General features: G+C 32.4%; 20 protein-coding genes and 1 riboswitch. Of the genes, 17 read left to right on the plus strand and 3 right to left on the minus strand.

The genetic code is table 11. The features are described 5' to 3' along the window. Positions 1–6 precede the first annotated feature (6 nt). Positions 7–2,049, plus strand: coding sequence for a methyl-accepting chemotaxis protein (locus C1I91_RS13700; RefSeq protein WP_128213396.1), 2,043 nt, complete (start codon positions 7–9; stop codon positions 2,047–2,049). Between the two features lie 245 nt (positions 2,050–2,294). Here C1I91_RS13700 and C1I91_RS13705 read toward each other — a convergent pair whose 3' ends face one another. Further along, entirely contained in the window at positions 2,295–3,524 is a 1,230-nt protein-coding gene (locus C1I91_RS13705; RefSeq protein WP_128213397.1) for an MFS transporter, read from the minus strand. Positions 3,525–3,742: 218 nt separating this feature from the next. On the opposite strand from C1I91_RS13705, the gene C1I91_RS13710 reads away from it, so the two are divergent. Continuing rightward, a complete protein-coding gene (locus tag C1I91_RS13710; RefSeq protein ID WP_128213398.1) occupies positions 3,743–5,188 on the plus strand; it encodes a spore germination protein in 1,446 nt (481 codons plus the stop codon). Positions 5,189–5,258: 70 nt separating this feature from the next. Beyond that, on the plus strand, positions 5,259–6,131 hold the full coding sequence (locus C1I91_RS13715; RefSeq protein WP_238476000.1) for a GerAB/ArcD/ProY family transporter: 873 nt from the start codon (positions 5,259–5,261) through the stop codon (positions 6,129–6,131). Positions 6,132–6,139: 8 nt separating this feature from the next. Here the strand turns inward: C1I91_RS13715 and C1I91_RS13720 are convergent. Further along, positions 6,140–7,190 (minus strand): IS630 family transposase gene (locus C1I91_RS13720; RefSeq protein ID WP_128215994.1). Its coding sequence is split into 2 segments (ribosomal slippage): positions 6,140–6,670 and positions 6,672–7,190, totalling 1,050 coding nucleotides; the frame shifts between segments, so codons are not numbered across the junction. Between the two features lie 262 nt (positions 7,191–7,452). On the opposite strand from C1I91_RS13720, the gene C1I91_RS13725 reads away from it, so the two are divergent. The 7 genes from C1I91_RS13725 to C1I91_RS13755 all read left to right on the plus strand — a co-directional run bounded on the left by C1I91_RS13725 (position 7,453) and on the right by C1I91_RS13755 (position 14,187). Further along, entirely contained in the window at positions 7,453–8,583 is a 1,131-nt protein-coding gene (locus tag C1I91_RS13725; RefSeq protein WP_128213400.1) for a Ger(x)C family spore germination protein, read from the plus strand. A gap of 559 nt (positions 8,584–9,142) precedes the next feature. After that, positions 9,143–9,487 (plus strand): PadR family transcriptional regulator, encoded by a 345-nt coding sequence (locus C1I91_RS13730; RefSeq protein WP_128213401.1) that lies wholly within the window; start codon positions 9,143–9,145, stop codon positions 9,485–9,487. Further along, entirely contained in the window at positions 9,477–10,622 is a 1,146-nt protein-coding gene (locus C1I91_RS13735; protein WP_238476039.1) for a DUF2812 domain-containing protein, read from the plus strand. Before C1I91_RS13730 ends, C1I91_RS13735 begins: the two co-directional genes overlap by 11 nt. Before the next feature lie 151 nt (positions 10,623–10,773). Continuing rightward, positions 10,774–11,478, plus strand: coding sequence for a YoaK family protein (locus C1I91_RS13740; RefSeq protein WP_128213403.1), 705 nt, complete (start codon positions 10,774–10,776; stop codon positions 11,476–11,478). A 480-nt stretch (positions 11,479–11,958) separates the two neighbouring features. Further along, a complete protein-coding gene (locus C1I91_RS13745; RefSeq protein WP_128213404.1) occupies positions 11,959–12,372 on the plus strand; it encodes a VOC family protein in 414 nt (137 codons plus the stop codon). A gap of 284 nt (positions 12,373–12,656) precedes the next feature. Beyond that, the gene (locus C1I91_RS13750) at positions 12,657–13,265 is read left to right on the plus strand and encodes a hypothetical protein (RefSeq protein WP_128213405.1); all 609 of its coding nucleotides are present in this window, start codon (positions 12,657–12,659) and stop codon (positions 13,263–13,265) included. 496 nt (positions 13,266–13,761) lie between these two features. After that, positions 13,762–14,187: an EamA family transporter gene (locus C1I91_RS13755; protein WP_128213406.1), complete on the plus strand. Its 426-nt coding sequence runs from the start codon at positions 13,762–13,764 to the stop codon at positions 14,185–14,187. 124 nt (positions 14,188–14,311) lie between these two features. On the opposite strand, the gene C1I91_RS13760 is transcribed toward C1I91_RS13755, so the two are convergent. Beyond that, the gene (locus C1I91_RS13760) at positions 14,312–14,944 is read right to left on the minus strand and encodes a protein kinase family protein (protein WP_128213407.1); all 633 of its coding nucleotides are present in this window, start codon (positions 14,942–14,944) and stop codon (positions 14,312–14,314) included. A gap of 302 nt (positions 14,945–15,246) precedes the next feature. Further along, positions 15,247–15,329, plus strand: a riboswitch (cyclic di-GMP riboswitch). Positions 15,330–15,465: 136 nt separating this feature from the next. Between C1I91_RS13760 and C1I91_RS13765 the strand changes: the two genes are divergently transcribed. The 7 genes from C1I91_RS13765 (at position 15,466) to C1I91_RS13780 (ending at position 26,063) form a co-directional block, all read left to right on the plus strand. Beyond that, entirely contained in the window at positions 15,466–17,556 is a 2,091-nt protein-coding gene (locus C1I91_RS13765; RefSeq protein ID WP_128213408.1) for a hypothetical protein, read from the plus strand. Positions 17,557–17,664: 108 nt separating this feature from the next. Then, positions 17,665–18,075, plus strand: a complete 411-nt coding sequence (locus C1I91_RS28940; RefSeq protein WP_238476001.1) for a hypothetical protein — start codon at positions 17,665–17,667, stop codon at positions 18,073–18,075. A gap of 40 nt (positions 18,076–18,115) precedes the next feature. Next, complete coding sequence (locus C1I91_RS28945; protein WP_238476002.1) at positions 18,116–18,751, plus strand: hypothetical protein; 636 nt, start codon at positions 18,116–18,118, stop codon at positions 18,749–18,751. Beyond that, positions 18,748–19,239, plus strand: coding sequence for a hypothetical protein (locus tag C1I91_RS28950; protein WP_238476003.1), 492 nt, complete (start codon positions 18,748–18,750; stop codon positions 19,237–19,239). The genes C1I91_RS28945 and C1I91_RS28950 overlap by 4 nt, the downstream gene beginning before the upstream one ends. Continuing rightward, the gene (locus C1I91_RS28955; RefSeq protein WP_238476004.1) at positions 19,232–19,441 is read left to right on the plus strand and encodes a hypothetical protein; all 210 of its coding nucleotides are present in this window, start codon (positions 19,232–19,234) and stop codon (positions 19,439–19,441) included. Before C1I91_RS28950 ends, C1I91_RS28955 begins: the two co-directional genes overlap by 8 nt. After that, complete coding sequence (locus C1I91_RS13775) at positions 19,413–19,979, plus strand: ATP-binding protein (protein ID WP_238476005.1); 567 nt, start codon at positions 19,413–19,415, stop codon at positions 19,977–19,979. Before C1I91_RS28955 ends, C1I91_RS13775 begins: the two co-directional genes overlap by 29 nt. Before the next feature lie 153 nt (positions 19,980–20,132). Further along, positions 20,133–26,063 (plus strand): Ig-like domain-containing protein, encoded by a 5,931-nt coding sequence (locus C1I91_RS13780; RefSeq protein ID WP_128213409.1) that lies wholly within the window; start codon positions 20,133–20,135, stop codon positions 26,061–26,063. The last annotated feature ends 118 nt before the right edge of the window (positions 26,064–26,181 follow it).

Below are 26,181 nucleotides of genomic sequence, written 5' to 3' on the forward strand. Positions count from 1 at the left end.
TTAGTTTTGAAAATTAAAAGTTTAAGAATAAGAACATTAGTATCAATACTTCCAGTAACAGTTGTTTTATTAAGCATTCTTTCGTTATCCAGTTACTTTGTTAGTAAAAATATAATAAGTAAAGAGATTGATTCTAAGATTAATAATAAAATGGATGAATTGAGTTTATCTATTAGTGATAGAATCAATGCAAATGCAAGAGTAGCAGAAAGCTTGGCAAGAACAGCAGAGATTTCTTCAAATACAATTTCAACAGATCAGTATGCAAATTTAGTAAAAAGATATGCTTCTATTAATGAAGATACCTTAGGAACTGGTATTTGGTTTGAAGCAAATAAGTATAAAAATGAACTTAAGTACTATGGACCATATGCTTATAAAGACGGAGATAAGGTAGTTTATACTGAGGACTATATGAAAGAGGACTATAATTATCCCTCTCAACCTTGGTACTCTAATGCTAAGAGCACTAAATCTGCAGTGATTTGGACCCCACCATATTATGATGAAAATACGAAGCTAACCATGGCTACAGCGGCAGCTCCTTTTTATGATAGTGAAGGTAAATTTATGGGGGCTACTACAGCAGATATAGAACTAACTAATCTTCAAAAAATAGTAAATGATATAAACTTAGGTGGCACCAGCAAGGCCTTCTTATTGACTAAGGATGGGACTTATATCGCTGGCGTTGCAGCTGAAAAAGTAATGAAAAGTAAAATTAGTGAAGACAGTAAGTTTTCAGCTATAAGTTCTAATATTTTAAGTGGCAATAGTGGACATGATAAGTACAGCAATGGTAATGAAAAAAGAATTGTATATTATGAACCTGTACAAGGAACAGATTGGGTAGTTGGGATTACTGTTTCTAATTCGGAAATGTATAAGTCTTTGCAGTCATTACTCAATCTCTTGGTTATTATAAGTATAATCTTGATAGCTTTAATTATTATCAGTATTGTATTTTTTAGTAATTATTTAACTAACAGTATTGGCAAAGTAACTAAGCTTACCTCAATAATCTCTAGTGGAGATATGACTCATAATATAGAAGTAAGATCTGAAGATGAACTTGGTAAAATGTCTAAGGATTTAAATAATATGACTGAAAACTTGAGAGAGGTATTCGGCAATATATTGAACAGCTTAGATAATATAGTTGGTACTTCTGAAGAGTTGACTGCTAGTTCAGAAGAAACACATACTTCTGCTGAACAGGTTACTAATATAGTAATTGATATGTCTAGTAAAGCTCAAGAGTTGGCTAAGAATACTGAGGAGATATCAAACGTAGCGGAATATATAAATGAAGGCATAGTTAATATTTCTGAAAATGTTATATCAACCTCTAAACTTTCTTCAGAAGCTACTGATAGAGCTAAATCAGGAGAGCAGGTAATAAATGATGTTATTAAACATATGGGGCAAATAAGTGACCAAGTATCTGAATCAGCTAAAATTGTTAATAATTTAGGTGAAAAATCGAATAAGATAGATAGTATAGTTTCACTTATTAATGAAATTTCTGAACAGACAAATCTTCTAGCTTTAAACGCTGCAATTGAGGCTGCTAGAGCAGGGGAACAAGGTAAAGGCTTTGCGGTAGTTGCTGACGAAGTGAGAAAGCTTGCCGAGCAATCAGGTAATGCTTCAGGAGAGATAAGCAAACTTATTATGGAGATTCAAAAGGAGATTGCAGAAGCTATGATTGCCATGAGCTCAGGTAACTCTGCTGTGGATAGAGGAAAAGATATGATAGATAATGCAGGTAAATCCTTTAATTATATCGTGAACTCTATAGAAAATGTGTCTAAGCAGATGAGCGCAATAGTTGATGTAATAGGTGGAATTAAAGAAAGTTCACAAGCTATGATAAATGCTGCGGAAAATGTTTCAGAGGTATCTAGATCAAATTCCAACAGCATAAAGGATGTAGCTTCTTCTTCTGAAGATCAGATAGTACAAATGCAGCAAGTAGCTGAAGCAGCAGAAGCTTTAACTGGAATAGTTATAGAACTTCAAAGCAGCATATCAAAGTTTAAGATATAAAAAAGTAATGAAAATCCTAGAATAAAGGCGAAATTAAAGCAACATATTCAAATTAAGCACAACATAACTATAAAAAATAACTGAAGTCATATATACAGTAAAATAAAGCCATGCAGTATTAGGTTATTACCTATATGCATGGCTTTTTACTATATAGCAAACTATAATTTTTTTGATAAACTTAGCAATATTAATGGTTTAGAACAGATTGATGGGATATAGAATAAAAACTAAAAATATAAGCCTTAACTAGCTTTCAACTCATCATATTTATCTACCTTTACAAGAGGAGGAAATAACTTCATCCAAATTAAGACTACAGTTATAGTTCCTATGCCACCAATTAAAGCAGCAGGTACTGTACCAAACAAGGAAGCTGTTAGACCTGATTCAAACTCACCTAATTGGTTAGAGGTTCCTATAAATATCATATTAACGGAGCTTACTCTACCTCTCATGTTATCTGGAGTTTCAAGTTGGACAAGGGTAGAACGTATAACAACGCTAATTACATCAGAAGCCCCTAGAACAAAAAGCGCTAAGAAGGATATAACAATAGATCTTGAAATAGCAAAAACTATTGTAGATAGCCCGAAAAATATAACTGCTATAAACATTGTTTGTCCCACTTTTTTCTTTAAAGGCTTTTTTGCAAGATAAAGAGACATAAGTAGTGCACCAACAGCTGGCGCTGATCTAAGAATACCTAAACCGAAAGAACCTATATTTAAAATTTGACTAGCATAAATCGGTAGCAAGGCTGTAGCTCCTCCAAAAAGTACCGCAAACAAATCCAAAGAGATAGCACCTAATACAATTGGTCTACTCTTAATGAACGAAATTCCTGCAAACAAAGATTTTAAGCTAGCAGGTTCAGGTTTAAAGCTCTCTTTTTTCATAGCGATTTGTGCTATTAAAATACTGGATATAAAAATTAAAACACCAGTTAAGCTATAAACTAAAGTAGGTCCAAATGAATAGAGGATTCCTCCTACGCCAGGTCCTATAATTACTGCAAACTCAGATACAGAAGACATTAATGCCGAAGCTTTAGGAAAAATATCTTTACTAACTATATTAGGCAGCAAGGCTTGCATTGGAGGACCTTGGAAGGAATGACATATAGCAATGAAGAAAATTAGAAGAAGAAATCTTTCTTTTGTAATCCAATTGCTATAGCTACCATAAGCTAATGTTAATATAAATAAACCTTCAAATACTTGGCTTATACTTATTATTCTTCTACGATCATATCTATCAGCGAGATGTCCAACAAATAAGGATAGTAATAGCATAGGTAAAAACTGAACTAAGCCAACAAGCCCAAGATAAAAAGCAGAGTGGGTCAATGAGTACATTTGCCAACCTATTGCTATTGTAAGCATTTGATAAGCAAAGTTGGTAGATACTCTAGCTACAATAAGAAATCTTAAGGATTTATTCTGAAGTAATCTAGTGTTATTAATCGAAGTCATTTTATTCAGCGCCTTTCTATAAGCATGTTTATATATAAAAAATGATTTGATAAATTAAAATTTGTAATAATAATCCTCTAAATTGTTAAAAATTTTTTAATGACGACATTCCTAGTATATAACACAATACACTTTGTATCAAGTGGCCAAGCTTTTTCAAATTAGTGAAATACATTAAGAAATGCTACTTTGGGCATAATGGATTTGAGGTGGAAATAATGGAGGAAAATATAAATAAAAATATAATAATTAAAGATATAGATAATGCCTTAGTAGATTGTCCAGACATAGTTAAAAAGAAAGTATATATAGAAAATAAATATGAAGCTTTATTTATTTATGTTAATGAGATGGTTGACTATAATTTGATGCAAAGGGATTTTATTAAACCATTAATAAATATGACTTTAGAACAATTATCTAATGAAATGAACGTAAATAATGTTCCTTCTAGTGAAATAAAACTTTTACATGCTACTAGTGAAATAATTGAAAGTATAACTTCAGGTAGTATAGTTTTTGTTTGTGATAAGATACCTTATGCCATAGCGTCTCTAAATTTACTTTATGAAAAAAGAGCCATTGATGAACCTGTAACAGAGAAGAATATCAGAGGATCTCATGAAGGCTTTGTTGAGCCAATAGACATAAATATGTCTATACTACGAAGAGCTATTAAAAATAATGATTTGAAGTTTAAAATTGTGGTATTAGGGAGAAGAACTAAGCAAACCGCTGCCATTGCCTATATTAATGGTATAGCTAATATGGACTTAGTAAACAGTACTTTTGAAAAAATAAGAAGTATTGATTCAGATGGTGTTCCTGTGGTTGGATTTATCGAACAGAAAATAATAAGTTCTCCTAACTCAGTGTTTCCACAATTTATATCTACAGAAAGACCAGATAAAGCTGTAGCCTCTCTTTTAGAAGGGAGATTAGTTATTATGTTGAATGGGACCCCAAGAGTTATTATTGCGCCCGTTAGCTTCTTTTCTTTTTTTCAAGCTATGGATGACTACGCTTTTATGTGGGTTTCGGGATCTTTTTATAGATTATTAAGAATTATAGCTTTTACTATAGCTCTTTTGCTGCCATCTATGTATATAGCAATAATCTCCTTTCATTACTATGCAGTACCACTTTCTTTATTAATTTCTTTAGCAGAATCTAGATCAAAGGTTCCTTTCCCCCCTATTATAGAGGCTTTGATGCTAGAATTTACTGTAGATATGATAAGAGAAGCAGCCATAAGACTTCCAACTTATGTAGGAACTGCTATAAGTGTGGTTGCAGGTCTTATTATCGGTCAGGCTGCAGTAGAGGCAGGTATAGTTAGTAATCTATTAATAATAATTGTTGCAGTAACTGCAGTAGCATCTTATACATTGCCAAGTCAGGATATGGCTACAGCTATACGTATTTTAAGATTTGCATATATGATACTAGCTTCAATATTTGGGATTATAGCTATTGTAATGTGCTTTGCCCTAACCATGGCTCATTTGATTAAGCTTGAATCCTTAGGTCAACCATATTTTCAGCCAGTAGTTCCTCTTAAGAAATATGATTTAAAAGATAGTTTTTTGAGAATACCCTTTAAATTCTTGAAAAAGAGAACTTCTATGACGAAGACTAAAAATAAGTTTAGAGGAGGTGAATGATACGGGAAAACACAATGTAACCTCTAAACAGATGGTATTATTGACTTTCGTGGCCCAAACAGGAGTATCAATGATAACTCTTCCAACTGTAATGTCAAGAGCTGTTGGGCATGATGGATGGATATCTGTTTTGTTATCAGGAGTTTTATCTATAGTTATAGGTGTACTTATGATTCATCTTTTAAATAGATATAAGGATAAGTCTATATATGATATAAATAAACTTATCTATGGCAGAATAATTGGAAGCTGCTTTAATGTATTATTAATAGTATTTTTGTTTTTAGCTGCAGCAAACAGTGTAAGAGCTTTTTCAGTATTTTTAGAAATAACTATACTACCAACTACACCTGTCTATGTAATTTCACCATTTATAATGCTACCATCTATATATATGGTGGGATCCGGACTTAAGTATGTAGTTAGATTTAAGTATGTATCTTGTGTGTCATATCTTGTTTCTTTTTTGTATTTATTACTATTATGGAAAGATTATAATATATCTTTCCTTATGCCAGTGGGAGAAGCAGGTGTATTGAAAATATTACAAAATGTAAGAACAGGTTTTTTTGCTTTTTTAGGTTTAGAAATAATAGCTTTCATTTATCCAGAAATCACTGATAAAGAAAACTTAATGAAATGGCATGCTATAGCAATTGGATTGAGCACTATATTTTCTTTGATGATAGTTCTCTCTGGAACAGCACTGTTTGGTGAAAACTTTCTAAAAGTTCAAAATCTTCCTCTTTTTAATATCGCTAGAGTTTATAAAGCACCAGTTTTAGAAAGACTAGACTTGTATCTTATAACCGTTTGGTTTGTGGTTATGGGATGCTCCATGAGAGCTTATATGATGGCGGCTTACTACAGTTTAGGAAAGTTATTTAATTTGAAGGATACAAGAGGTATGGTATTAATATTTTTTATTATATATAAGTTCTAATAAGGTTTCTACATTCTAACGCATAGCCTGTCTATTGTTGCTGTAGGAACCTTATTTATTGTTCTAATGAAATTTTGTATTGAATCCTTAACACGATTCACACTCTTAAAGAACACATTATTCACTACAGATGATTTTAACCATCCCCATAACCCCTCAATTAGATTTAGTTCTGGACTATATGGTGGTAAAAACATTAATTCAAGTCTATCCTTCATTTCTTCCAAAAACGGTTGTATCAACTTAGCATGATGAATCCTAGCATTGTCAAGAACAATCACTATTTTACCCTTCGGGTATTGCGAAAGCACCTTCTTTAAAAACTCAAGAAATACTACAGCATCATATTTATCATGTTCTTCACAATAGACATGACCGGTTTCATAATCTAATATTCCTATTAATTTTACGCCTGCATTCTTTCCATAAGTAGGTATCTTTCGTTGTTGACCTTTTACAAACCATGTCTTTTGAATAGCCTGATAATCTCTTATCATTGATTCATCTTGAAATAATATAGTATCAACTAAGCCATCAAGGTGTTTTTTTTAGAGTTTCAAAATCTGTTTTAAAAACTTCTTGTTTTTCCTTATCAGCCTTTTTAAGTACGTATGTTGGTCTTGTATAACTCAAATTTAGCCTATGAAGTATAACTGCCATGCTGCTATGTTTTATAATAATTTTAAAGTTAAGCATAACCCATTGACATACTAACTTAATTGTCCAGTTTTTTATTGCTTCAAAGCCTACTTCGTCAGGCGTGTTATTTGTTATTACATAAATAAGTTCTTGTTCTTGCTCAGGGCTTAATTTTCTAGGGGCACCAGATGGTTTCTTCATAGCAAGACCTTCTAACCCATTGACTTTATACTTTTTAATATAGCTACCAACAGCATGCTCTTCTAACCCTTCCATTTCTGCAATTACTTTATTCTGAAAGCCTTGAAGATGCTTTAAAACTACAGAGTATCGTTTATACATTCTTATATTTTTAGTTTTTTTCATTGCCGCTTGTAATTCCAATATTGCTTTATTATTATATTCAACTGTATTCTTCATCACATTATTCATTTGAATCACCTCACAAAATAAATATATATTTATTTTGTGTATTCTTAGCAAATAGTATAAACGGAAATTAAATGGTAATGAATTTTATTAAATAGAACTTATATACTTATTTTAGTAAGTAGAATTCCAAGAGATTTTAACCAGGTTTTTCTGTATAGAGAGATTTTAAGTCAGTTTGGAATAGCAATATATTTGTTTTTTATCTTATGCCTAATTTTATCCTATTTTAGAAGAAAAGGAGTAAAAGATAATGCAGAGAATTAAAAAAATATTAATTATATCAGTAATGCTAATTTTTACTCTCCTTCAAAATGGATGTTGGGATCAAAAGATATTTGAAAAGATAGGTTTTATCCTTCAAACTGGGGTAGAGCTCAGTGAAAATAATAAGATAGTTTATACTGTTAATATGCCAGAGGTGGATCCCTATGCAGAAGAAAAGGTTGAAGTTTTGTCAACAACTACTAACCTTATGAAAGAAGCTCAAGATAAGCTGAAACTTTCCTCTGGAAAAAATATAGAGGGAGGTAAAAATCAGCAAATATATTTTTCTAAAGACATATCAAAAAACGGGTTAGATGAATATTTGGAGTATTTTTTAAGAAGTCCTGAAAGCTCTTTGATATCAAATTTAGTGATAGTTGAAGGAAGTCCAAAGGAACTTATTGAATATAGCAAAGATTTTAAAGACAAACAAAGACCTTCTTTTTATGTTAATGATTTACTTGATGAAGCAATTAAAAATTCTTTTACCTTGGAGTCAAAAATTTATCAATTTTCTATATTAAGTCATAGTAAAACTATAGACCCTACTGCAACTTATATTGGATATGATAGAAATGGAATTACAGTATTAGGTTCAGCGGTTTTTAATGGTGATAAGTTAGTTGGAACAATAAATACAAAACAAGCTGCCATGTTAAATTCTTTAAGAGGGAAAAAAGGCAGGATTCACTATATGTATAATGGCAAATATGCACAAAGATCAGAAGGTAACAAAAAAAATGGGGCTTCCTTAGAGATGAAGCTAAAAAATAGAAAAGTTAAAGTTAAGACTGATAATGATAAAGTTACTATAGATATAGACTTAAAATTTAAAGGGTCAGTTACAGAATATTTAGGAGAAATTGATTTGTCTAATCCAAAGGACAAAAAGCTATTTGAAGATGATGTTAGTAGATGTATGTCTTCAGATTGTTCAGATCTAGTAGCTTATCTTCAAGAAATTGGCTCTGATCCAGTAGGCTTTGGTGAGGTAATGAGGGCAAAGCATAATAAGTATTGGAAATCAAAAAGCTGGAAAGACCAATATAAAAAAGCAGAGATAAATGTTAATGCTAAGTTAGATATAGAATTCTTTGGAGCTATTACAAATCAATAAAATAAGTATTGTTAATTAATAAGTTTTTATGAAGTTTATTCTTGTACATTTCGTATAGAAACGTAAATAAATTTTAATATTGCAGATAGTTACTTAAAACAATCACTATAGGAAGGGGGGACTATAGTGATTGTTTTTCTTCTATATGTATGTGTTAAATAAATGTTGTTGTGGTGCACCAACATTTATTTAACACATATTAATATGGAACTAAAACACTAATTATAGATTTTTGCTAATGTTAATGGAAGTATAAAAAATGCTAACTAAACCTAGTAAATTCAAGAAATTAGAAAATCTATTTAGGGTAAAAAGTAAAAAATAGATGTCTCATACTAGAATTTCTTCATTTGGGTCCAGAAAAAACATATTTGTAAAAAAAATATTACATAATGAAATATATTTCTAAAATGTACTTTTTTTACAAGTAAAATATTGACATTATAAGAAAATGAGAATACTATATAGATATCCTATATATAGACATTCGATATATAGAGTGTAAATATATCATATATCTATATATAGAAGGTCGATATTAATGTGAAGAGGTGTAATTATGAGAAAAAACGCTAAAGAGTTCCTTCCTTTAACCGAAACAACCTTTTTTATTTTAGCTTCCTTATGGGAACCACTTCATGGATATGGAATAATGCAAACTGTTGATAAGGTTACAAATTCAAGAGTGGTGCTTTTGCCCGGGACTTTGTATGGAGCTTTATCAAAGTTAACTAAAGATGGATTAATAGAGGTGTTTGAAACAGCAGAAACTGCAGATAGAAGAAAAACTTATAGACTGACCTCACTAGGTAGAGAAGTAGTAAGGTTGGAATTTAGTAGAATTGAAACTTTGGGAAGAGAAGCTAAAAATATATTGGGGGGAGTTGATTTTGGTGGAAACTAAAAAGATATTCAAACTTTTCTACGTTTTTGACTATGATAGATTAGAACAATGGCTTAGGAAAATGGCTAATGATGGATGGATTTTCGAAAGAGTAAACTGTTTTGGGGTATATACTTTTATAAAAGGAACTAGTTCGGACATAATTTACAAGGTTGATTATAATAAGCACATTAAAGATTTAGATGAATACTATACCGTGTTCAAAGAGAGCGGCTGGCAAATAGTTTATGAAAATAATAATTACAGAATATTTAGATCCACGGCTAGTAATACTGGTGAAGAAATAGGCATTTATAATGACCCTAGAGAGCAGATATCATGGTTAAGAAAAAGACTAATAATATTTTTATCAGGGTATGGAGTTGAATTTGTTTCATTATATTATTTATTTATATTGCAAAATGATATAGCAAGGTCAAATAAATGGAACTTATGTGTTGTATTAATAACTACATTCTTAACAGTTCCCTTCATTAGATTTTTGAGTTTTTACATCCCTTTAGAAAGAAAACTAAAACAAAGCGAATATAAAGATTATTATGGAAACAGCTTTTTAAAAAGAGTATACAAAATCGCTTCTATAGTACTGATACCACTTATAATCTCTTTGACCTTAGCAGTAACTATCACTTATATGGCCACAGTTGGCGATAATGAAAATTCAATAAAAAGAGAAATACTATCAAAGGATTCTGATTCAAAGTATGATATGAGAAGCATAGATTTTACTGCATCAGAAGATATAGGTCATAGTAAGGTTTGCTTATATGGAAATGATAATAGAATAGGAGTAGTAACAGTGGAAGAGATATTCTTAAATAGATATAAAGTTAAGATGAAATTTAGTTCACAAGCTCCTGAAGGACAATTTATTTCAATGGAAAATATAGATTTGAACAACAGTAAATATTTTATCTTTTATGGTAAGGATAATAAAAAAATAATAGACAAACTACTACTAATATATGCAGATGGATCCAATGAGGAATTATCGAAAGATAACTTCAAACTAAAAAATGATTATTTTATTATGTCACAAAAAAACAATAAAGATTTAAAGGAAGTAAAAGTGATTGATAATACAGGTAATGATATAACCAATGAATTTAAGCAATATGTAAGTAAGCATATGTGAAAATCTTAAAAATCCTAGAAAAATCTAAGCATAATTTGATGAAACAGCAAATTTCGATAAAAAACCTGAAAGCATAATTTTGTGGAAGTGCTATAATATTTTTGGAATATTTTTATTCAAAAAGATTTACAACTTATAAGGGGGCTTTCACTTGAACAGTAAAGTTTTTGACATAAGAGACAGATTATCATATTCAAAGTATGAAATCCACGAAACAGTGTTATTTGGCATACTTCTTGCGCTTGTAGGCGGTTTTTTAGATTCTTATACTTTTATTGCAAGAGGTGGAGTGTTTTCAAACGCTCAAACAGGAAATATAGTTCTTTTGGGTATTTATGGAGCCCAAGGACAATGGATACACGCTTTAGAACATCTGCCACCAATAATAGCTTTTATTTTAGGGGTTATAGTAACTGAAATCATAAAGGGAAATTCACCAAAGATGTTTATACAAGAGTGGGGAAAAGCTATCTTGGTTTTAGAAATATTAGTTCTTTTGGTAGCTGGGCTTATCCCTAAAAGCAATTCAGATATTATAGTAAATACAATAATCTCCTTTGTGTCTTCCTTACAAATAGCGTCTTTTAGAAAATTGGGTGATTGTCCATATAGCACAACAATGACTACAGGAAACCTAAGAACTGCTTGTGAGGCTGCATATGCAGCTATAACTAAAAAAGATAAAAAAGCATCGGAAAGAGCAAAAAAACTTTTTACTATTATAATATGCTTTATATTAGGAGCATTTGTGGGAGCCATACTGACTATATTATTTGGAGTTAAAGCCATATGGTTAGCAGCACTAATACTATGTGTTAACGTAGCGTTGTTTAGTGTGAAAAAACAGAATATATAATAAAAATATACCTGATTCTAGAAACTGTAGAGTTAGGTATATTTTTATTATAAGAATTAATGTTGCATAACTATAAGGGGTAAAGCCAACATTTCCTACAAGACTCACGCTATGTCATAAATATCCAAGTGGTCTGTTAAATCTAAATAACATTCAGGTTGAAATAACTGAATACATACTACAAGAATTAATTGAGCGAATGTAAAAATAAATAGAGTGTTCACATATTGTCTTGATAAACTAATCTTTAATGTTAGGCTAGGTCACTTCTGAAAAATCTCTAAGAAAATTAATAATAAATTGTAATGCTTGAGCTTCATATTTTTACAAAAATTTATCTGCATCAGAGTTAATATATCTATGTAAAGCTTGATTATATAAATTATTTCATTCTTAGAATAAACTCCCTTTATAAAAGGAACAACTAAAGTAATTGAAGTAGTTTTTAAGAACATAACATTATTTAAGGAGTTGACGTCTATGGCTGTAAATATTTATGTTAATTTTAATGGTAATTGTAGAGAAGCAGTAGAATACTATTCTGAGGTTTTTGGTACAGAGGAACCTCAAATTATGACTTTTGGAGAAGGCGGTACTGATCCTAATTTTCCTATGCCTGAAGAGGCTAAGAATTTAGTGTTACATACTAGGCTAAATATTTGTGGAAGTACCATAATGTTTTCAGACACCTTTCCAGGAAGTGAATTTACTCAAGGAAATAATATAAGTTTGACAGTTGTGAGCAATAACATGGATGATATAAAGAATTATTACAATAAATTAAGCGAAGGTGGATCAGTTGAGATGGAGCTTCAGGAAACCTTTTGGAGCAAATGTTATGGATCACTTACAGATAAATATGGTATACCATGGCAGCTGAGTTATGAAAGCTAAGTTTAAATTTTTTACTTTATAGCTCAACAAGCTATTTTTAATCTTTAATAGTGATAGGTTTGTTCAATGAAAATTATACTTTCACAAACAGTAAACAAAATGCTATGCAGATTACTAATTTGCATAGCATTTTATATGTTGTATAATATAGTTGGTTTTATATTGTTTATAAGGGGATACTAGTACTTACTGGTATCTAGATTGATAATGAAATTTCTACTTAGTAATTAAAGTATTTTAAGCATGGGAGTTTAAAGTGTTTTTGTAAAGAAAGGGAGATAGGGATGAAGATAGCTATAGAAAAAACTAGGGAATTATATAGAAAGAAAAATCTTTTTACTTTCGTTAGCGTTAAAAAGGATAAGTTTGTTAAACCTTCTTGGCTTAAAACAAACGTAAAAGATAAGTTGAACTTGATTTACTTGGATCTTGGTGTTTTATATAAGGAAGGTAAAATCGTTTATGGATGCTTAGTTCAGGCTAATACTACACTTTTTGAAAAAGGAAATAATGATTCTCCTGCAGCAATCATATACAGTCCTGATAATTATTTTGATGGTAACTTTGATAAGCTTAGAAAAATGGCTTCTGTTCTTTATAGTTATAAGGGAGTTGATGATGCTCCAAAAAATATCAAAGAGTTTACAGATGCAATAACTGATGAATATAAACGAATCATGAATCTTAAGCTTCCTTATGAATTTACAGAAGGAAGAGATGTATATTATACTACGATTATGGTACATAGAAACCATATACCTGATGGATACTTAAAGAAAGGATGCTTCCCTATTTTGATAGCTCCATACAGAAGTAAGGCAACTATTATACTTCCTAGCCGTTATTGGTCTGATGAGATGCTGTATATATGGGAAAGTGACTTGGACTTGTAATTCAGTAAAATCATATTTTTCTTTGTGTAAATTAATAAATGGCGAAAAAAGTTACCTTTTAAAGTATAGTTAGTGTTTGGATTATTTATAAGTAAATAGTTCAAACGCTATTTTTTGTTTTAAAGGGAAATATAAATTCTTTACTGTTAACACTACTTATACAAAAAGTACTAGTTAAACCTAGTAATATCAAAGAACTAGAATGGCCATTTAGGGTGAACAGTAAAAAGATCTTATTCGCTTGCCAAATTTTCCTCATATACATTCGGAAAGGCAGATGCGTAAAAAAAGCTCACTGCAGGAGGTTGCTTAATTAACTTTTTTACTACCTAAGAAAGTGTAATTTATATGATAAGAAGACTTTACTAGTATATCTAATACTTATTAATAAGTATTATTTTATTTGAAATTGAGTAAAATGTTAAGGAATATAGTAACATCTAATAATCAATAAGTTAGTGAGAAAAATATTATATGAATTAAGCGGGGAAAAATTATGTTTATGTATGTATTCTCTATTGTATTGATAGTTGCATCCAATACAGTTTATAATATTTGCTCAAAGTCAATACCTGAGAAGGCGAATCCATTTGCATCACTGATGATTACCTATTTGACTGGAGCAGTTATAGCTCTACTACTATTTAATTTTAACAAAGGTGATAGAGGACTTATACAGTGTTTTAGACAACTGAATTGGGCAAGTGTAGTCCTTGGCTTTGGTATAGTTGGGCTGGAATTTGGATACATAATGGCATATAGAGCAGGTTGGAATATAAGCGTGGGTTCATTAGTTGCAAATATCTTACTCGCTATTTTGCTTATTCCTATAGGCATTTTATTTTATAAAGAGGGCTTTGGGATTAATAAGATTATTGGGATAGCATTTTGTTTTATTGGATTAATATTTATTAATAGATAAATCATGAATAGGCAGTATGTAAAAAGACCTTAAAAATTAGTTTGTTAGAAATTTACTTAAAATATAATTTAGATAAATTATATAAAAAATAAAAACGCTGAGGAAATACGCTTCATCATCGTTTCTATCTTTTATAAAGCTGATAAATTTTTCTTATAATATTTAGTATAAAGTTAGGAATTGGAGGGTGTAATTTATACAGTATATTTTTATAAATTTTATTATAAGCCTTTTTAGAGTGAGCCCATAAAAGGCATTTTTCATATTTATAAAAATCAGAAACATCAACAACGAAACCTTTACCATCCTTCATCATAACATTTTTAAAGTGTACATCATGAGGATATAAGTTTCGTGTGATAGCGTAATCTAAAGCTTTATCTATATCAGATATAACACTTTCCGGTATTTGAATTCCTTTTACTATAGCATCATATAGTGTTATTCCGTCAAGACGTCTTAGAATAAGATAGTTTTTATCATGATAAAAGCATTGTGAGTAAGAAGGATGATAGCCTAGTTTGTTATATACTTCTATTTCCTTATCTATACCTGGTCGATTCTCTGCATAGATTTTAACTGCATAATAAGGAAAATTGCTATTATACAGTACAGCAGCATAATTTCCTGAGCCTAATACTTTCCATTGATTTGGTACATTGCTAACAATAATCGGATCATTAGGCTTTATACTTTTAAGATTGATATTTGGTAATAATTCATTTTCTATCAATTTAATTATCGTTTTTAAAGTCATGTATTTGCTCCTGTAACACTTTTATGAAATGAATAATGTTTAAGTTTAATAGATAGCACTCTATATTTTATTTTAATTCTATTATATGTGATTTTTTATATTTGTATAAAACAATAATGAGAATGTTAAAAATATTAAGTTTTGCTAATAATAATTATTATTTAAGTTTAGATATTGACAATGAAATTGATTCTTATATAATATTTTATATAGATGTATAAATATGATGAATAATGATATAATTTGTCGTAATACATATTATATCCTATGATAATTCTTATAAAAATAATAGTAAACTTATGAAAAAATGTGGAAACATTGATTTATGTACTTATCTGGGCACTTTGTACATAAGGAGTTAATAGTGCAACCGACCAATTTTTATAATTGGTCGGTTTTTTTATTAAATTTTATATACATAAAATGAATATATTTTATTCACAGCTTGAGATAAGCATATTTAATAGGCCTATAAAAATATTGATTTGAAGATTTTTTACATAAATAGAAGAGGTGAGATTTTGTTAAAAAGTAAAACGAAAATTATGATGCTAATAGCCACAGCAGCCATTTCTTATAATGTTATGCATACAACTAAGGTAAAAGCTGAAGGCACTAAAGATATGGTTAAAAATGCAGGTTATAGGGCTTATACAGAATGGACAAGCAATGACACTTATGCAAATATTCCAAGACAAACAAAGTTGAATGTATTTGTTAATGCTGGTGAAACTATAAACTTAGGTTCCAGTGTAATTGTTTCTAACCCTACAAAGGATTATGAAATATATGTTACCAAGCCAAATGGTACAAGGACAGGCTATCATGTTGATAAAAATACTGGATTAGGATATATCGATTCTGTTCAGAAAGAGTCAGCTGGCCCTAATCCAAGCTCAGGCGGATATACACCAATAACAATTACTGCTGATACTTCAGGAGTATGGAAGGTGGAGTTTAGGGGTTCAGGTAAACATGCTGATGATCCTACTGAACCAGGTTATTATGATTCAACAGGCGCTGCTACTAATAAGAACACCGTAGACTGGGATGCAAAGTCTGTACGAGCATCGTCTGCAATACAGAAGGTTACAGATGATTTTATGGCGGCACAAGGTAATACTATTGGAGCGTGGGATATAACAGTAAAAGATATGACGGGTAATGAAAGAAAAGGTAGAGTATTTACGTCTTATGTATCATTATTTGTTGGAAAGAATTCCTCTATAAATGGTACAGCAACAACAGCTGCTTCTGCTGAAAAAGTTATAAATAGTGATTTCTATGTATTAACTAAGGATGGATACGTATATAAAACTTCCATGAATGGACTTGACCCAAATGGTTTCCTATTCTTCTCAAATAACAGAGGCTTTGTAGATAGTACAAGTAATATGACCTTGTATCATTCAGTTGTCGAGGACAAGACAGCTGCAACCAATGACGGTACAAGCAATACATTAAAGCATATATTGGGAAATGTCTCACCTCAAAGGCCAGATGTGGCTGATACAGCTACTGACATAACCCATAATGTATTCTTTAACTATCCATCACAAGATCTTCCTAGCAATTTATCTCCAGAGGCTATTGCGCCTGCAGTTCCACAAAACTTCAATTTTACTGGCAATACAGGAACACAGAGTAAAACTCAGCTTAGCAATGGAGGAACTTTCAGCTTTGTATCTGATAAAGCTTCAAGCTATAGACTAGTAATAGATACAGATGGTACCGGTGGTTTTAATCTAGCTACAGATAAGGTAATTGAAAATGTTTGTATTGCAGGAAAAAACACTGTGACATGGGATGGTACAGACAAAAGTGGTAAAAAGCTTCCTGTTGGAACATACTCTGCTCATTTAATAATGAAAGGTGGAGAATATCATTTCCCAATGCTTGATGCTGAGCATAATCCTTTCGGTATAAAGGTTCAGTTAATGAATGCACCTGGATATGCTAATCCAAATGATTATACTGATAAATATAAAGTTTATTATGATGAAAGTAATTACACTACTTCAAACAATACAACTGTTAATTTAAATGCTAGTAGTACAGCATACAATATTAATCCTATTTCCGCTTTGAACGGTGTTGATAGTAGTAATGGTACAAACGCTTATTTCCAAAACTTTGGAGATGTAAAAGGAATAGATACTTGGACCTATTTTCCAGGACAAGCTGTGGATTTAACTTTTGAGGTAACTCCAACAGTTTCTAATTTTAGCAAAAGTGGAAATGAAGATACTAATATTACCTTTGCTGCATCAGACTTCATAAATCAATTTCAAGCAGGGACTAATAATAATCTTAGCAAAATTCAAATAATAAGTCTTCCTAGCAATGGACAGCTTAAGCTTAATGGAACAGCAGTAACCTTAAATCAAGAAATAACTGTAGATAATTTAAGTAATTTAGTTTTTGTACCTAACAAAGACTGGAATGGAAACGTAAGTTTTGATTGGATTGGAAGTAACGGTACAGTTTATTCAGCCAATACAGCTAAGGTAAATATTACAGTTATACCTGAATATTTCACGTATCGGAAGACACCGATTCGCTTCTCGAAACCGATAGTTCACACTAATAAAACCACTTTAAATTTCATATAAATTTGCCTAAAGAGACCATTAATTCACGCTTGAAAACCACCTCTTTTGACAAGAATTATTAAGGAAGTCCGTAGGACTATCAAATTCTATCAGAAGGGAGCCAGACATATGGCTAATAAAATCAATGTTAAGCTGATAATGGAGCTTAAGGCATCTGGATTATCGCAGAATGTAATTGCAAAGACCGTGCACATATCAAAAACTTCTATATGCGATGTACTAAATATCGCAAAGGAAAAGCAAATTTTCTACGATGACATTAAAGATAAACCTGACGATGAAGTATACCGTCTCTTTTATCCAGATAAGTTTGCTGTAGAAACAATGTTTAAAGTACCCGACTATGACTACATTCACAACGAACTGAAAAGAGTTGGTGTAACACTAAAACTCTTACATCAAGAATATAGGGATTTCTGCAACAAAGAGGGCTTAATTCCTGTGGGATACACTAAATTTACAGAGGGCTATAGCTCATACATTAATCAGTGCAATCTCTCCAATCATTTTAGAACATAAACCAGGTCAGACGGTGGAAGTAGACTGGAGTGGCAAGCTTATGGAAATCGTGAATGTTGATACTGGTGAAATTACAAAGGTACATCTTTTTGTAGCATGTCTACCATATAGTCAATATGCTTATGTAGAGCCTACTCTAGATGAAAAGCAAGATACTTGGCTTAGATGTCATATCCATATGTACGAGTTTTTCTCAGGTGTTCCTGTAAAAACTGTATGTGATAATCTTAAGGCGGGAGTTGTTAAACATCCGAAAGAAGGAGATATTATACTCACAGATGCTTATGAAGCCTTAGGAAGTCACTATGTTACAGCTATCATGCCGACTGGAGTGAGAAAACCTAAACAAAAAAGTTCCGTAGAAGGTACGGTTGGCAAAGTGGCAACTGCCATAATTGCTAAGCTAAGACAATGTACTTTTTATTCTCTATATGAATTGAAAGAAGCTGTTTCAAAGGCTTTGAAAGGATTTAATGAGGCACCTTTTCAGAAACGTCAATACAGTAGAATTGAAGTGTTTGAAGAAGAAAGAAAGTATCTTCGGGCACTTCCTGCAGTACCTTACGAAGTAGCCGCTTGGGAGTACAATCATAAGGTTTATCCTAACAGCCATGTATGCGTTTGTAGAATTATTACTCTGTACCTTTTGCTTTTGCCGGTCAGTATGTGGATGTGAAGCTAACAGATAGTATTGTAGAAATATATAACCGACATCAGCGTATTTCTACGCATCCTAGGTTTCCGCTTTATGTGAGTAACAAATATTCTACCCACAAAGAAGATATGCCTGATGCCTTTAATCAACCAGAAATGAATGATATAAGGTTGAGACAATGGGCAGCAAGTATAGGTACTCACACAAGCGAAGTTATTGAACGTATATTTAAAAGTGTAACCATAAAAGAACAAGGATATAACTCTGCATTATCAGTTTTAAAATTAAGTAAGAGTTATTCGGAAAAGCGACTTGAAGTTGCATGTGAAATAGCATTGCCTATGACACGCATACCTCGCTATAGACAGCTTAAGTCCATTCTCGCAAGTAATCAAGATATCATCTATCTTGAAAAGAAAAATACCCACCTTAAATCTATACAATCAAACTCCAATACTCATGGATATGTGAGAGGTTCTGAATACTACGGAGGTGGCAGGTATGATTAGTGATGAAACAAAACGTAAGCTTCGAGAGTTAAACCTTGATGAAATGGTTGATATATTAAAGATACAGGATGATAATCAATCGCTCTATCTAACTATGACCTTTGATGAAAGAATAACTTTAGCTATTGACGGTCTATATCAGGGTAAAAACAATAAGCGCTCCGAGGCGTTTAATGAAGCAGGCCAAATTCAGATTTACTGATGCAGATGTAAATTCGATTTACTATGCAGATAGAGGTCTTGATAAAAATCAAATTCTTGAGCTTTCAACCTGTCAATACATGCGTAATAACTTTAGTATTGTTCTTAACGGCTTCACAGGCTCTGGTAAAACCTTTTTAGCTTGTGCATTAGGCAAAGCTGCCTGTAGGCAGTTATATCGAGTACGCTATATAAGAATGCCAGAACTCCTAGAGCTTCGGACCGAGGCAACTTTGCAAGGCAAAGGGATCGGAAAGTTGGTAAACAAATTTTCTAACTATAATCTACTGATTCTGGATGAATGGCTACTTCAAGAATTATCCGATGATGACGTCAGATTTATTTTTGAGCTTACTGAGAAACGTTATGATTGTCATTCTACCTTATTTTGTACTCAATACAAGGTGTCAGATTGGCATACTCGCTTGGGAGGTGGAACTATGGCTGATGCTATTTTAGACCGTATAGTACATAAATCAATTCGTATTGATACAGGGAGCATGAACATGAGAGAGTACTTCTCTACTAAAGAAATTTAGTTATAAAGGCACCGCCTTTAGGCGGTGCTTATAAGTGAATAGGTGGTTTCTTTACTGTGAATAGATAGTTTCAATAATATGAACCTATGGTTCTAATGTGGCGTAATAATCATACCTGTTAATGATGCTCCCACAGCACTAAATGATACTACTATGACCAATGAAAAAACATCAGTGATTATTAGAGTACTAGACAATGATAGTGATGTAGAGGGGGATTCATTACATATAATATCTTCAACAAGTCCGCTCTTTGGTAAAGCTGTTGTTAATCTTGACGGAACTATAACATATACTCCTAATGTTGGATTCCATGGAACAGACGCTTTTACATATACAATTAGCGATGGCAATGGGGGAACAGCTACAGCTACAGTAAATGTGATTGTTAATGCTCTACCAGTAGCCTGGAATTCTGATAAAAAAGTAGATTTTAATACACCGCTAACATCAAAGGTCACTGCAATTGATACAGATGGAGATAGCTTAACTTTTGAAAAAGCAAGTGATCCTGCTCATGGTTCATTAGTAGTAAATAACGATGGAACATGGACATATAAGCCAAATAAGGATTTCAGCGGAGCAGATAGCTTTACCGTAAAAGTTAATGATGGACATGGTGGAACTGCAATTTCAACAATATCAGTAACAGTAGATACCCCTCCAGCAGTAAGTAACTATGATAGAAAAGCTGATTTCAATAAGTCAGTATCAGATAAGATTGCAGCTATTGATGTTAACGAAGATATACTGACATATAGCAAGGAAAGTGACCCAATTCATGGTACTGTAGTAGTTAACGAAGATGGAACATGGACTTATACACCAAATAAAGATTTTAGTGGAGCAGATAGTTTTACTGTAAAAGTTAGCGATGGACATGGTGGAACTTCTGTTTCAACAATATCAGTAACAGTAGATACCCCTCCAGCAGTAGGTAACTATGATAAGAATGTAGACTTTAACAAATCATTATCTGATAAGGTGGTAGCTACTGATGTTAATGGAGACAGCTTAACATATAGCAAAGAAAGTGAGCCAACTCATGGTTCAGTAATAGTTAATGAAGATGGTACTTGGACTTACACACCAAATAAAGACTTTAGTGGTACTGATAGTTTTAAAGTTCTAGTTAATGATGGCCACGGTGGAACTGCTATATCTATAGTAAACTTAAAGGTTGATTCATTACCTACAGTAAGTAGCTATGGAGAGAAGGCTGACTTTAACAAACCTGCTTCAGGCAAAGTTATAGCTACAGACGTAGATGGAGATAGCTTAAGCTATAGTAAAGCTAGTGACCCAACTCATGGAACAGTAGTAGTTAATGAAGACGGAACTTGGACTTACACTCCAAATAAAGATTTCAGCGGTTCAGACAGCTTTACTGTGAAGGTAGAGGATGGACATGGGGGATCTGCAACCTCATTGGTTATGGTTAATGTAAATACACCTCCGATGGCAGTAGATGATTTGAAGGCTATTAATCAAGATAATTCTGTGGTTATAGATATACTTGGCAATGATGTTGATGTGGATAAGGATCAGCTAAGTGTAATTGCAGTTTCACAGCCACAACATGGAAAAGCAGTTATAAATGAAGATGGTACAATAACCTATACTCCAAATGCAGGTTATACTGGAACAGAAGATTTTACTTATACTATCAGTGATGGTCACAACGGAACATCAACAGCGCATATTACCATCAGAGTTAATGCTATACCTGTGATACCAAGCTTCTATAAAGAAGTAAATGTGAATTCTGAATTAAGAGATAAGGTAATAGCTAGTGATGCTGATATAGAAGATGTGTTAACCTTTGCTAAAGCAAGCAATCCATCTCATGGCTCAGTTGTTGTAAATCCAGATGGAAGCTATGTTTATACACCTGATACTGATTATGTAGGTTATGATACCTTCACTATAAAAGTATCAGATGATCATGGTGGAACTGCTATATCTACAATAAATATAAGAATTAATTCAATACCTACATTAACAAACTATGATGAAAAAGCAGACTTTAACAAGGCTGTTTCAGATAAGCTTATTGGTGTAGATAAGGATGGAGATAGTTTAACTTATAGTAAAATAAGTGATCCAAGCCATGGTTTAGTAGTAGTTAACGAAGATGGAACATGGACTTATACCCCAAATAGAGATTTCAGCGGAGTTGATAGTTTTACTGTAAAAATAAATGACGGACATGGTGGAACTGCAATTTCAACAATATCAGTTACAGTTAATACACCTCCAGCAGTAGGAAACTACGATAAGAATGTAGACTTTAACAAATCATTATCTGATAAGGTGGTAGCTACTGATGTTAATGGAGACAGCTTAACATATAGTAAAGAAAATGATCCAAGCCATGGCACTGTTGTAGTAAACAACGATGGAACCTGGACTTACACACCAAGTAAAGACTTTAGTGGTACTGATAGTTTTAAAGTTCTAGTTAATGATGGCCGCGGTGGAATAACAGTTTCAACAGTAACAATTACAGTAGATACACCTCCAGCAGTAGGAAACTACGATAAGAGGGTAGACTTTAATAAGTCAGTATCAGATAAGATATTAGCCTCTGATGTTAATGGTGATACATTGACATATAGTAAAGAAAGTGATCCAAACCATGGCTCTGTTGTGGTAAACAACGATGGAACTTGGATTTACACACCAAATAAAGACTTTAGTGGTACTGATAGCTTTAAAGTTCTAGTTAGTGATGGTCACGGTGGAACGGCTATATCTATAGTAAGCTTAAAAGTTGATTCATTACCTATAGTAAGTAACTATGGAGAGAAAACAGAATTTAACAAACCTGTTTCAGACAAGGTTATAGCTTCAGATGTAGATGGGGATAGCTTAAGCTATAGTAAAGGTAGCGAACCAAGTAATGGAACAGTAATAGTTAACGAAGATGGAAGTTGGACTTACACTCCGAAGAAGGATTTCAGTGGTACAGATAGCTTTACTATAAAAGTATCAGATGATCATGGTGGTACTGCAATATCTACTATTAATATAAGAGTGAATTCCATACCTACTCTAACAAACTATGATGAAAAAGGAGACTTCAACAAACCTGTTTCAGATAAGCTTATTGGTGAAGATAAGGATGGAGATAGTTTAACTTATAGTAAAGTAAGTAATCCAAGTAATGGAACAGTAATAGTTAACGAAGATGGAACTTGGACTTACACTCCAAACAAAGATTTTAGCGGTACTGACAGCTTCACAGTAAAAGCTGCTGATGGACATGGTGGAACTGCAATTTCAACAATATCAGTTACAGTTAATACACCTCCAGCAGCGGTCAATGATGAAGTAAAAACTAATGAGAGCACAGAGGTTAAAATTAATGTACTTTCAAATGACACTGATTTAGATAAGGATTCCCTAAGCATAATATCAGTAACTGAGCCACAGCACGGAAAAGTAGTTGTAAACTCTGATGGAACTATATCATATACACCAAATGCAGGTTATCATGGTAAAGAATCCTTTACTTACACAATAAGTGATGGGCATAATGGTATATCCACTGCAACTGTAAGTATTGATGTAAATGCCACACCTGTTGTTGGAAGTTACGAAGAAAAGACTGACTACAACAAATCAGTTTCAGATAAAGTTGTAGCTTCAGATGCTGATAGCGATGTGTTAACTTATAGTAAAGCAAGTGATCCAAGCCATGGATCTGTTATAGTTAATAGAGATGGAACTTGGGTATATACTCCAGCTAAAGATTTTAGTGGAACAGATAGCTTTACAGTTAAAGTTGAAGATGGAAAAGGAGTTTCTACAATATCTACTGTTAAAATAATAGTTGATACTCCTCCAGTGGCTATAAATGATTCTATAACTACTGATGAAGATACTTCAGTAAACATTGATATTCTTAACAATGATAAAGATGTAAATAATGATGCTTTAACAGTTATAGCTGTGACTAATCCATCTCATGGTAAAGTAGCTATTAATTCAGATGGTACTGTAAAATATACGCCAGTTACTAATTACAACGGTAATGATAGCTTTACTTATACTATAAGTGATGGTCATGGTGGAATAGCAACCGCTACAGTAAATATTATTGTAAATCCGATAAATGACGCTCCAACTGTACCAAATTACGATAAGACAACACCATACAATAAATCAATATCAAGCAGAGTACAAGGAACTGATGTTGACGGCGATACTCTACAATACACTTTAAAGTCCCAAGCAAACAATGGTTATGTGACAGTTAGCAGTAATGGTACATGGACATACACTCCGAACTTCAACTATGCAGGCAGTGATAGCTTTACCGTTGAGGTATCAGATGGACATGGTAAAACAGCAATATCTACAATAAATATAACTGTAAGAGATAAAGCTGATTTAGTTGGTACTGTTAGGAATATATCTACTGGTAAGGTTGTTCCTAACACAACTATACAATTAAGTGACCTAGCAGGACGTTTAATTTATACTACAACTACTGATTCACAAGGTAACTATGCTATAAAGAATGTTAAGTTAGGTATATATGATTTTAGAGTTTCCAATTCACAGTATAGAACCATTAACGATGAATTTGATGTAGAACCAAGTAGCGAAACTAATTATACAGTAAGAAAAGACTTCCAAGTATCTGATGCCTTAACTTACAGTTTAAACTTAACAGCTTCACCAAACACTATATTAGGAGATGGAATTTCAACTTCTGTATTAACCACAAGGGTAGTGGATAGCAATAACAATCCAGTGGCAAATGTTCAGGTTAACTTCTCAGCAGATGGAGGAAGCTTCCCTAATGGTGCAGTTGCAGTTACAGACAAGGATGGAATAGCAAGAGTATTATTTAAATCAGCAAATGTATCCGGAACAGAGCCACAAAAAATACATGTAAGTGCTTCTGTTGATGATAAGGCACATAATCTACAAGCTTTTGATCAAATCATAATGACCTTTGAACCAGGAGTTATAGTTGGAGTTGTAATTGATAATGATACAAATCTTCCTATAAGTAATGCTGTAGTAGAAGTATCGAAGGATTTTGATGGAGATGGCATAGCAGACTTCTATTCAAAGGTAATAACAGGAGCTGACGGTAAATATACAATAGCAATTCCAAGAGGAAATACAGACTATAAGGTTGAGATAACTAAGCCAGTAAAGGTTGGAAACTCTTATGAAAATGTTAAGTTTACTCAAAACAGCAAAGTTGGAGAAATAACAGGAACAAAAACAGAACAGTATTCCTCAGAGGAAACTGTGGCAGGAGTTATACTTTCAAAGCAAACTGATGGAAAAGTAGCAATGCTTAAGGATGATTCATTATTTAGTATTGAGGTATTAAATAAAGCAGATGGAAGTAGTGCTGGCAATGTAAGAGCTTCCTTTGTAAATGGAGTATTCGAAGCAGAAGGACTAGAAAAGGGTAAGAGCTATACCATAGCAATAAACTACACCTTCCCATCTGGACAAAAGATAGCCATTGGAACTGCTACAGTAAATGTAAATACAGATGGACAGATTAACTTGACCTCAATGCTTATTGACCCTTATGGTACAATAACAGATTCAATAACAAATGGAATTATTGATGGCGTTAAGGTTCAGCTTTACTATGCTGATACAGAAAGAAACAGAGCAGCAGGAAGAACTCCTAATACTTTGGTAAACTTACCAAAAGTACCTGGCTTCGCTCCAGCAGACAACGAAAATCCACAGATTGATGATGTCAATGGTAAGTATGCATTTATGGTATTCCCAGAAGCAGATTACTATCTGGTAGCAACTAAAGATGGATATGACACTTTTGTAAGTGAAACTATTTCTGTTGAAAAGAACATAGTAAAAAGAGATATATCAATGAACCAAGTTAAGAAACCAGCTGTGACTACACCTATAGTAAGTAATCCAGTGGTACCTACTAAAGAAGCTCCACAGCCTGAAAAGACTGCTACTATAATTCAAGAACTTCCAAAGACAGGATCAGTAGTAGATTTTAATACCTTAAGTATTTTAGGTCTTATGATGGTAGCTTCTGGTGTTGGAATAACTTTAACTAAAAAGAAAAACTAATTATAACAAACAACCTGCATAGTTTAGCTGTGCAGGTTGTCTTAATTTACAGGAAGTATTTAATAACTATTTTAAAAAGCTATTGATTGAAAAATACAAATTTGGTAAAATTATGTTA

This window comes from Clostridium manihotivorum, assembly GCF_004015185.1.
In the GTDB taxonomy this organism is placed as follows: domain Bacteria; phylum Bacillota; class Clostridia; order Clostridiales; family Clostridiaceae; genus Clostridium_AR; species Clostridium_AR manihotivorum.

Bases quoted from the DNA above. Each gene is read 5' to 3' on its own strand.
- C1I91_RS13705 (WP_128213397.1), bottom strand. From the start codon at position 3,524: ATGACTTCGATTAATAACACTAGATTACTTCAGAATAAATCCTTAAGA.
- C1I91_RS13710 (WP_128213398.1), top strand. From the start codon at position 3,743: ATGGAGGAAAATATAAATAAAAATATAATAATTAAAGATATAGATAAT.
- C1I91_RS13715 (WP_238476000.1), top strand. From the start codon at position 5,259: ATGATAACTCTTCCAACTGTAATGTCAAGAGCTGTTGGGCATGATGGA.
- C1I91_RS13725 (WP_128213400.1), top strand. From the start codon at position 7,453: ATGCAGAGAATTAAAAAAATATTAATTATATCAGTAATGCTAATTTTT.
- C1I91_RS13730 (WP_128213401.1), top strand. From the start codon at position 9,143: ATGAGAAAAAACGCTAAAGAGTTCCTTCCTTTAACCGAAACAACCTTT.
- C1I91_RS13745 (WP_128213404.1), top strand. From the start codon at position 11,959: ATGGCTGTAAATATTTATGTTAATTTTAATGGTAATTGTAGAGAAGCA.
- C1I91_RS13750 (WP_128213405.1), top strand. From the start codon at position 12,657: ATGAAGATAGCTATAGAAAAAACTAGGGAATTATATAGAAAGAAAAAT.
- C1I91_RS13755 (WP_128213406.1), top strand. From the start codon at position 13,762: ATGTTTATGTATGTATTCTCTATTGTATTGATAGTTGCATCCAATACA.
- C1I91_RS13760 (WP_128213407.1), bottom strand. From the start codon at position 14,944: ATGACTTTAAAAACGATAATTAAATTGATAGAAAATGAATTATTACCA.
- C1I91_RS28940 (WP_238476001.1), top strand. From the start codon at position 17,665: ATGGCTAATAAAATCAATGTTAAGCTGATAATGGAGCTTAAGGCATCT.
- C1I91_RS28945 (WP_238476002.1), top strand. From the start codon at position 18,116: ATGGAAATCGTGAATGTTGATACTGGTGAAATTACAAAGGTACATCTT.
- C1I91_RS28955 (WP_238476004.1), top strand. From the start codon at position 19,232: ATGATTAGTGATGAAACAAAACGTAAGCTTCGAGAGTTAAACCTTGAT.
- C1I91_RS13775 (WP_238476005.1), top strand. From the start codon at position 19,413: ATGAAGCAGGCCAAATTCAGATTTACTGATGCAGATGTAAATTCGATT.
- C1I91_RS13780 (WP_128213409.1), top strand. From the start codon at position 20,133: ATGACCAATGAAAAAACATCAGTGATTATTAGAGTACTAGACAATGAT.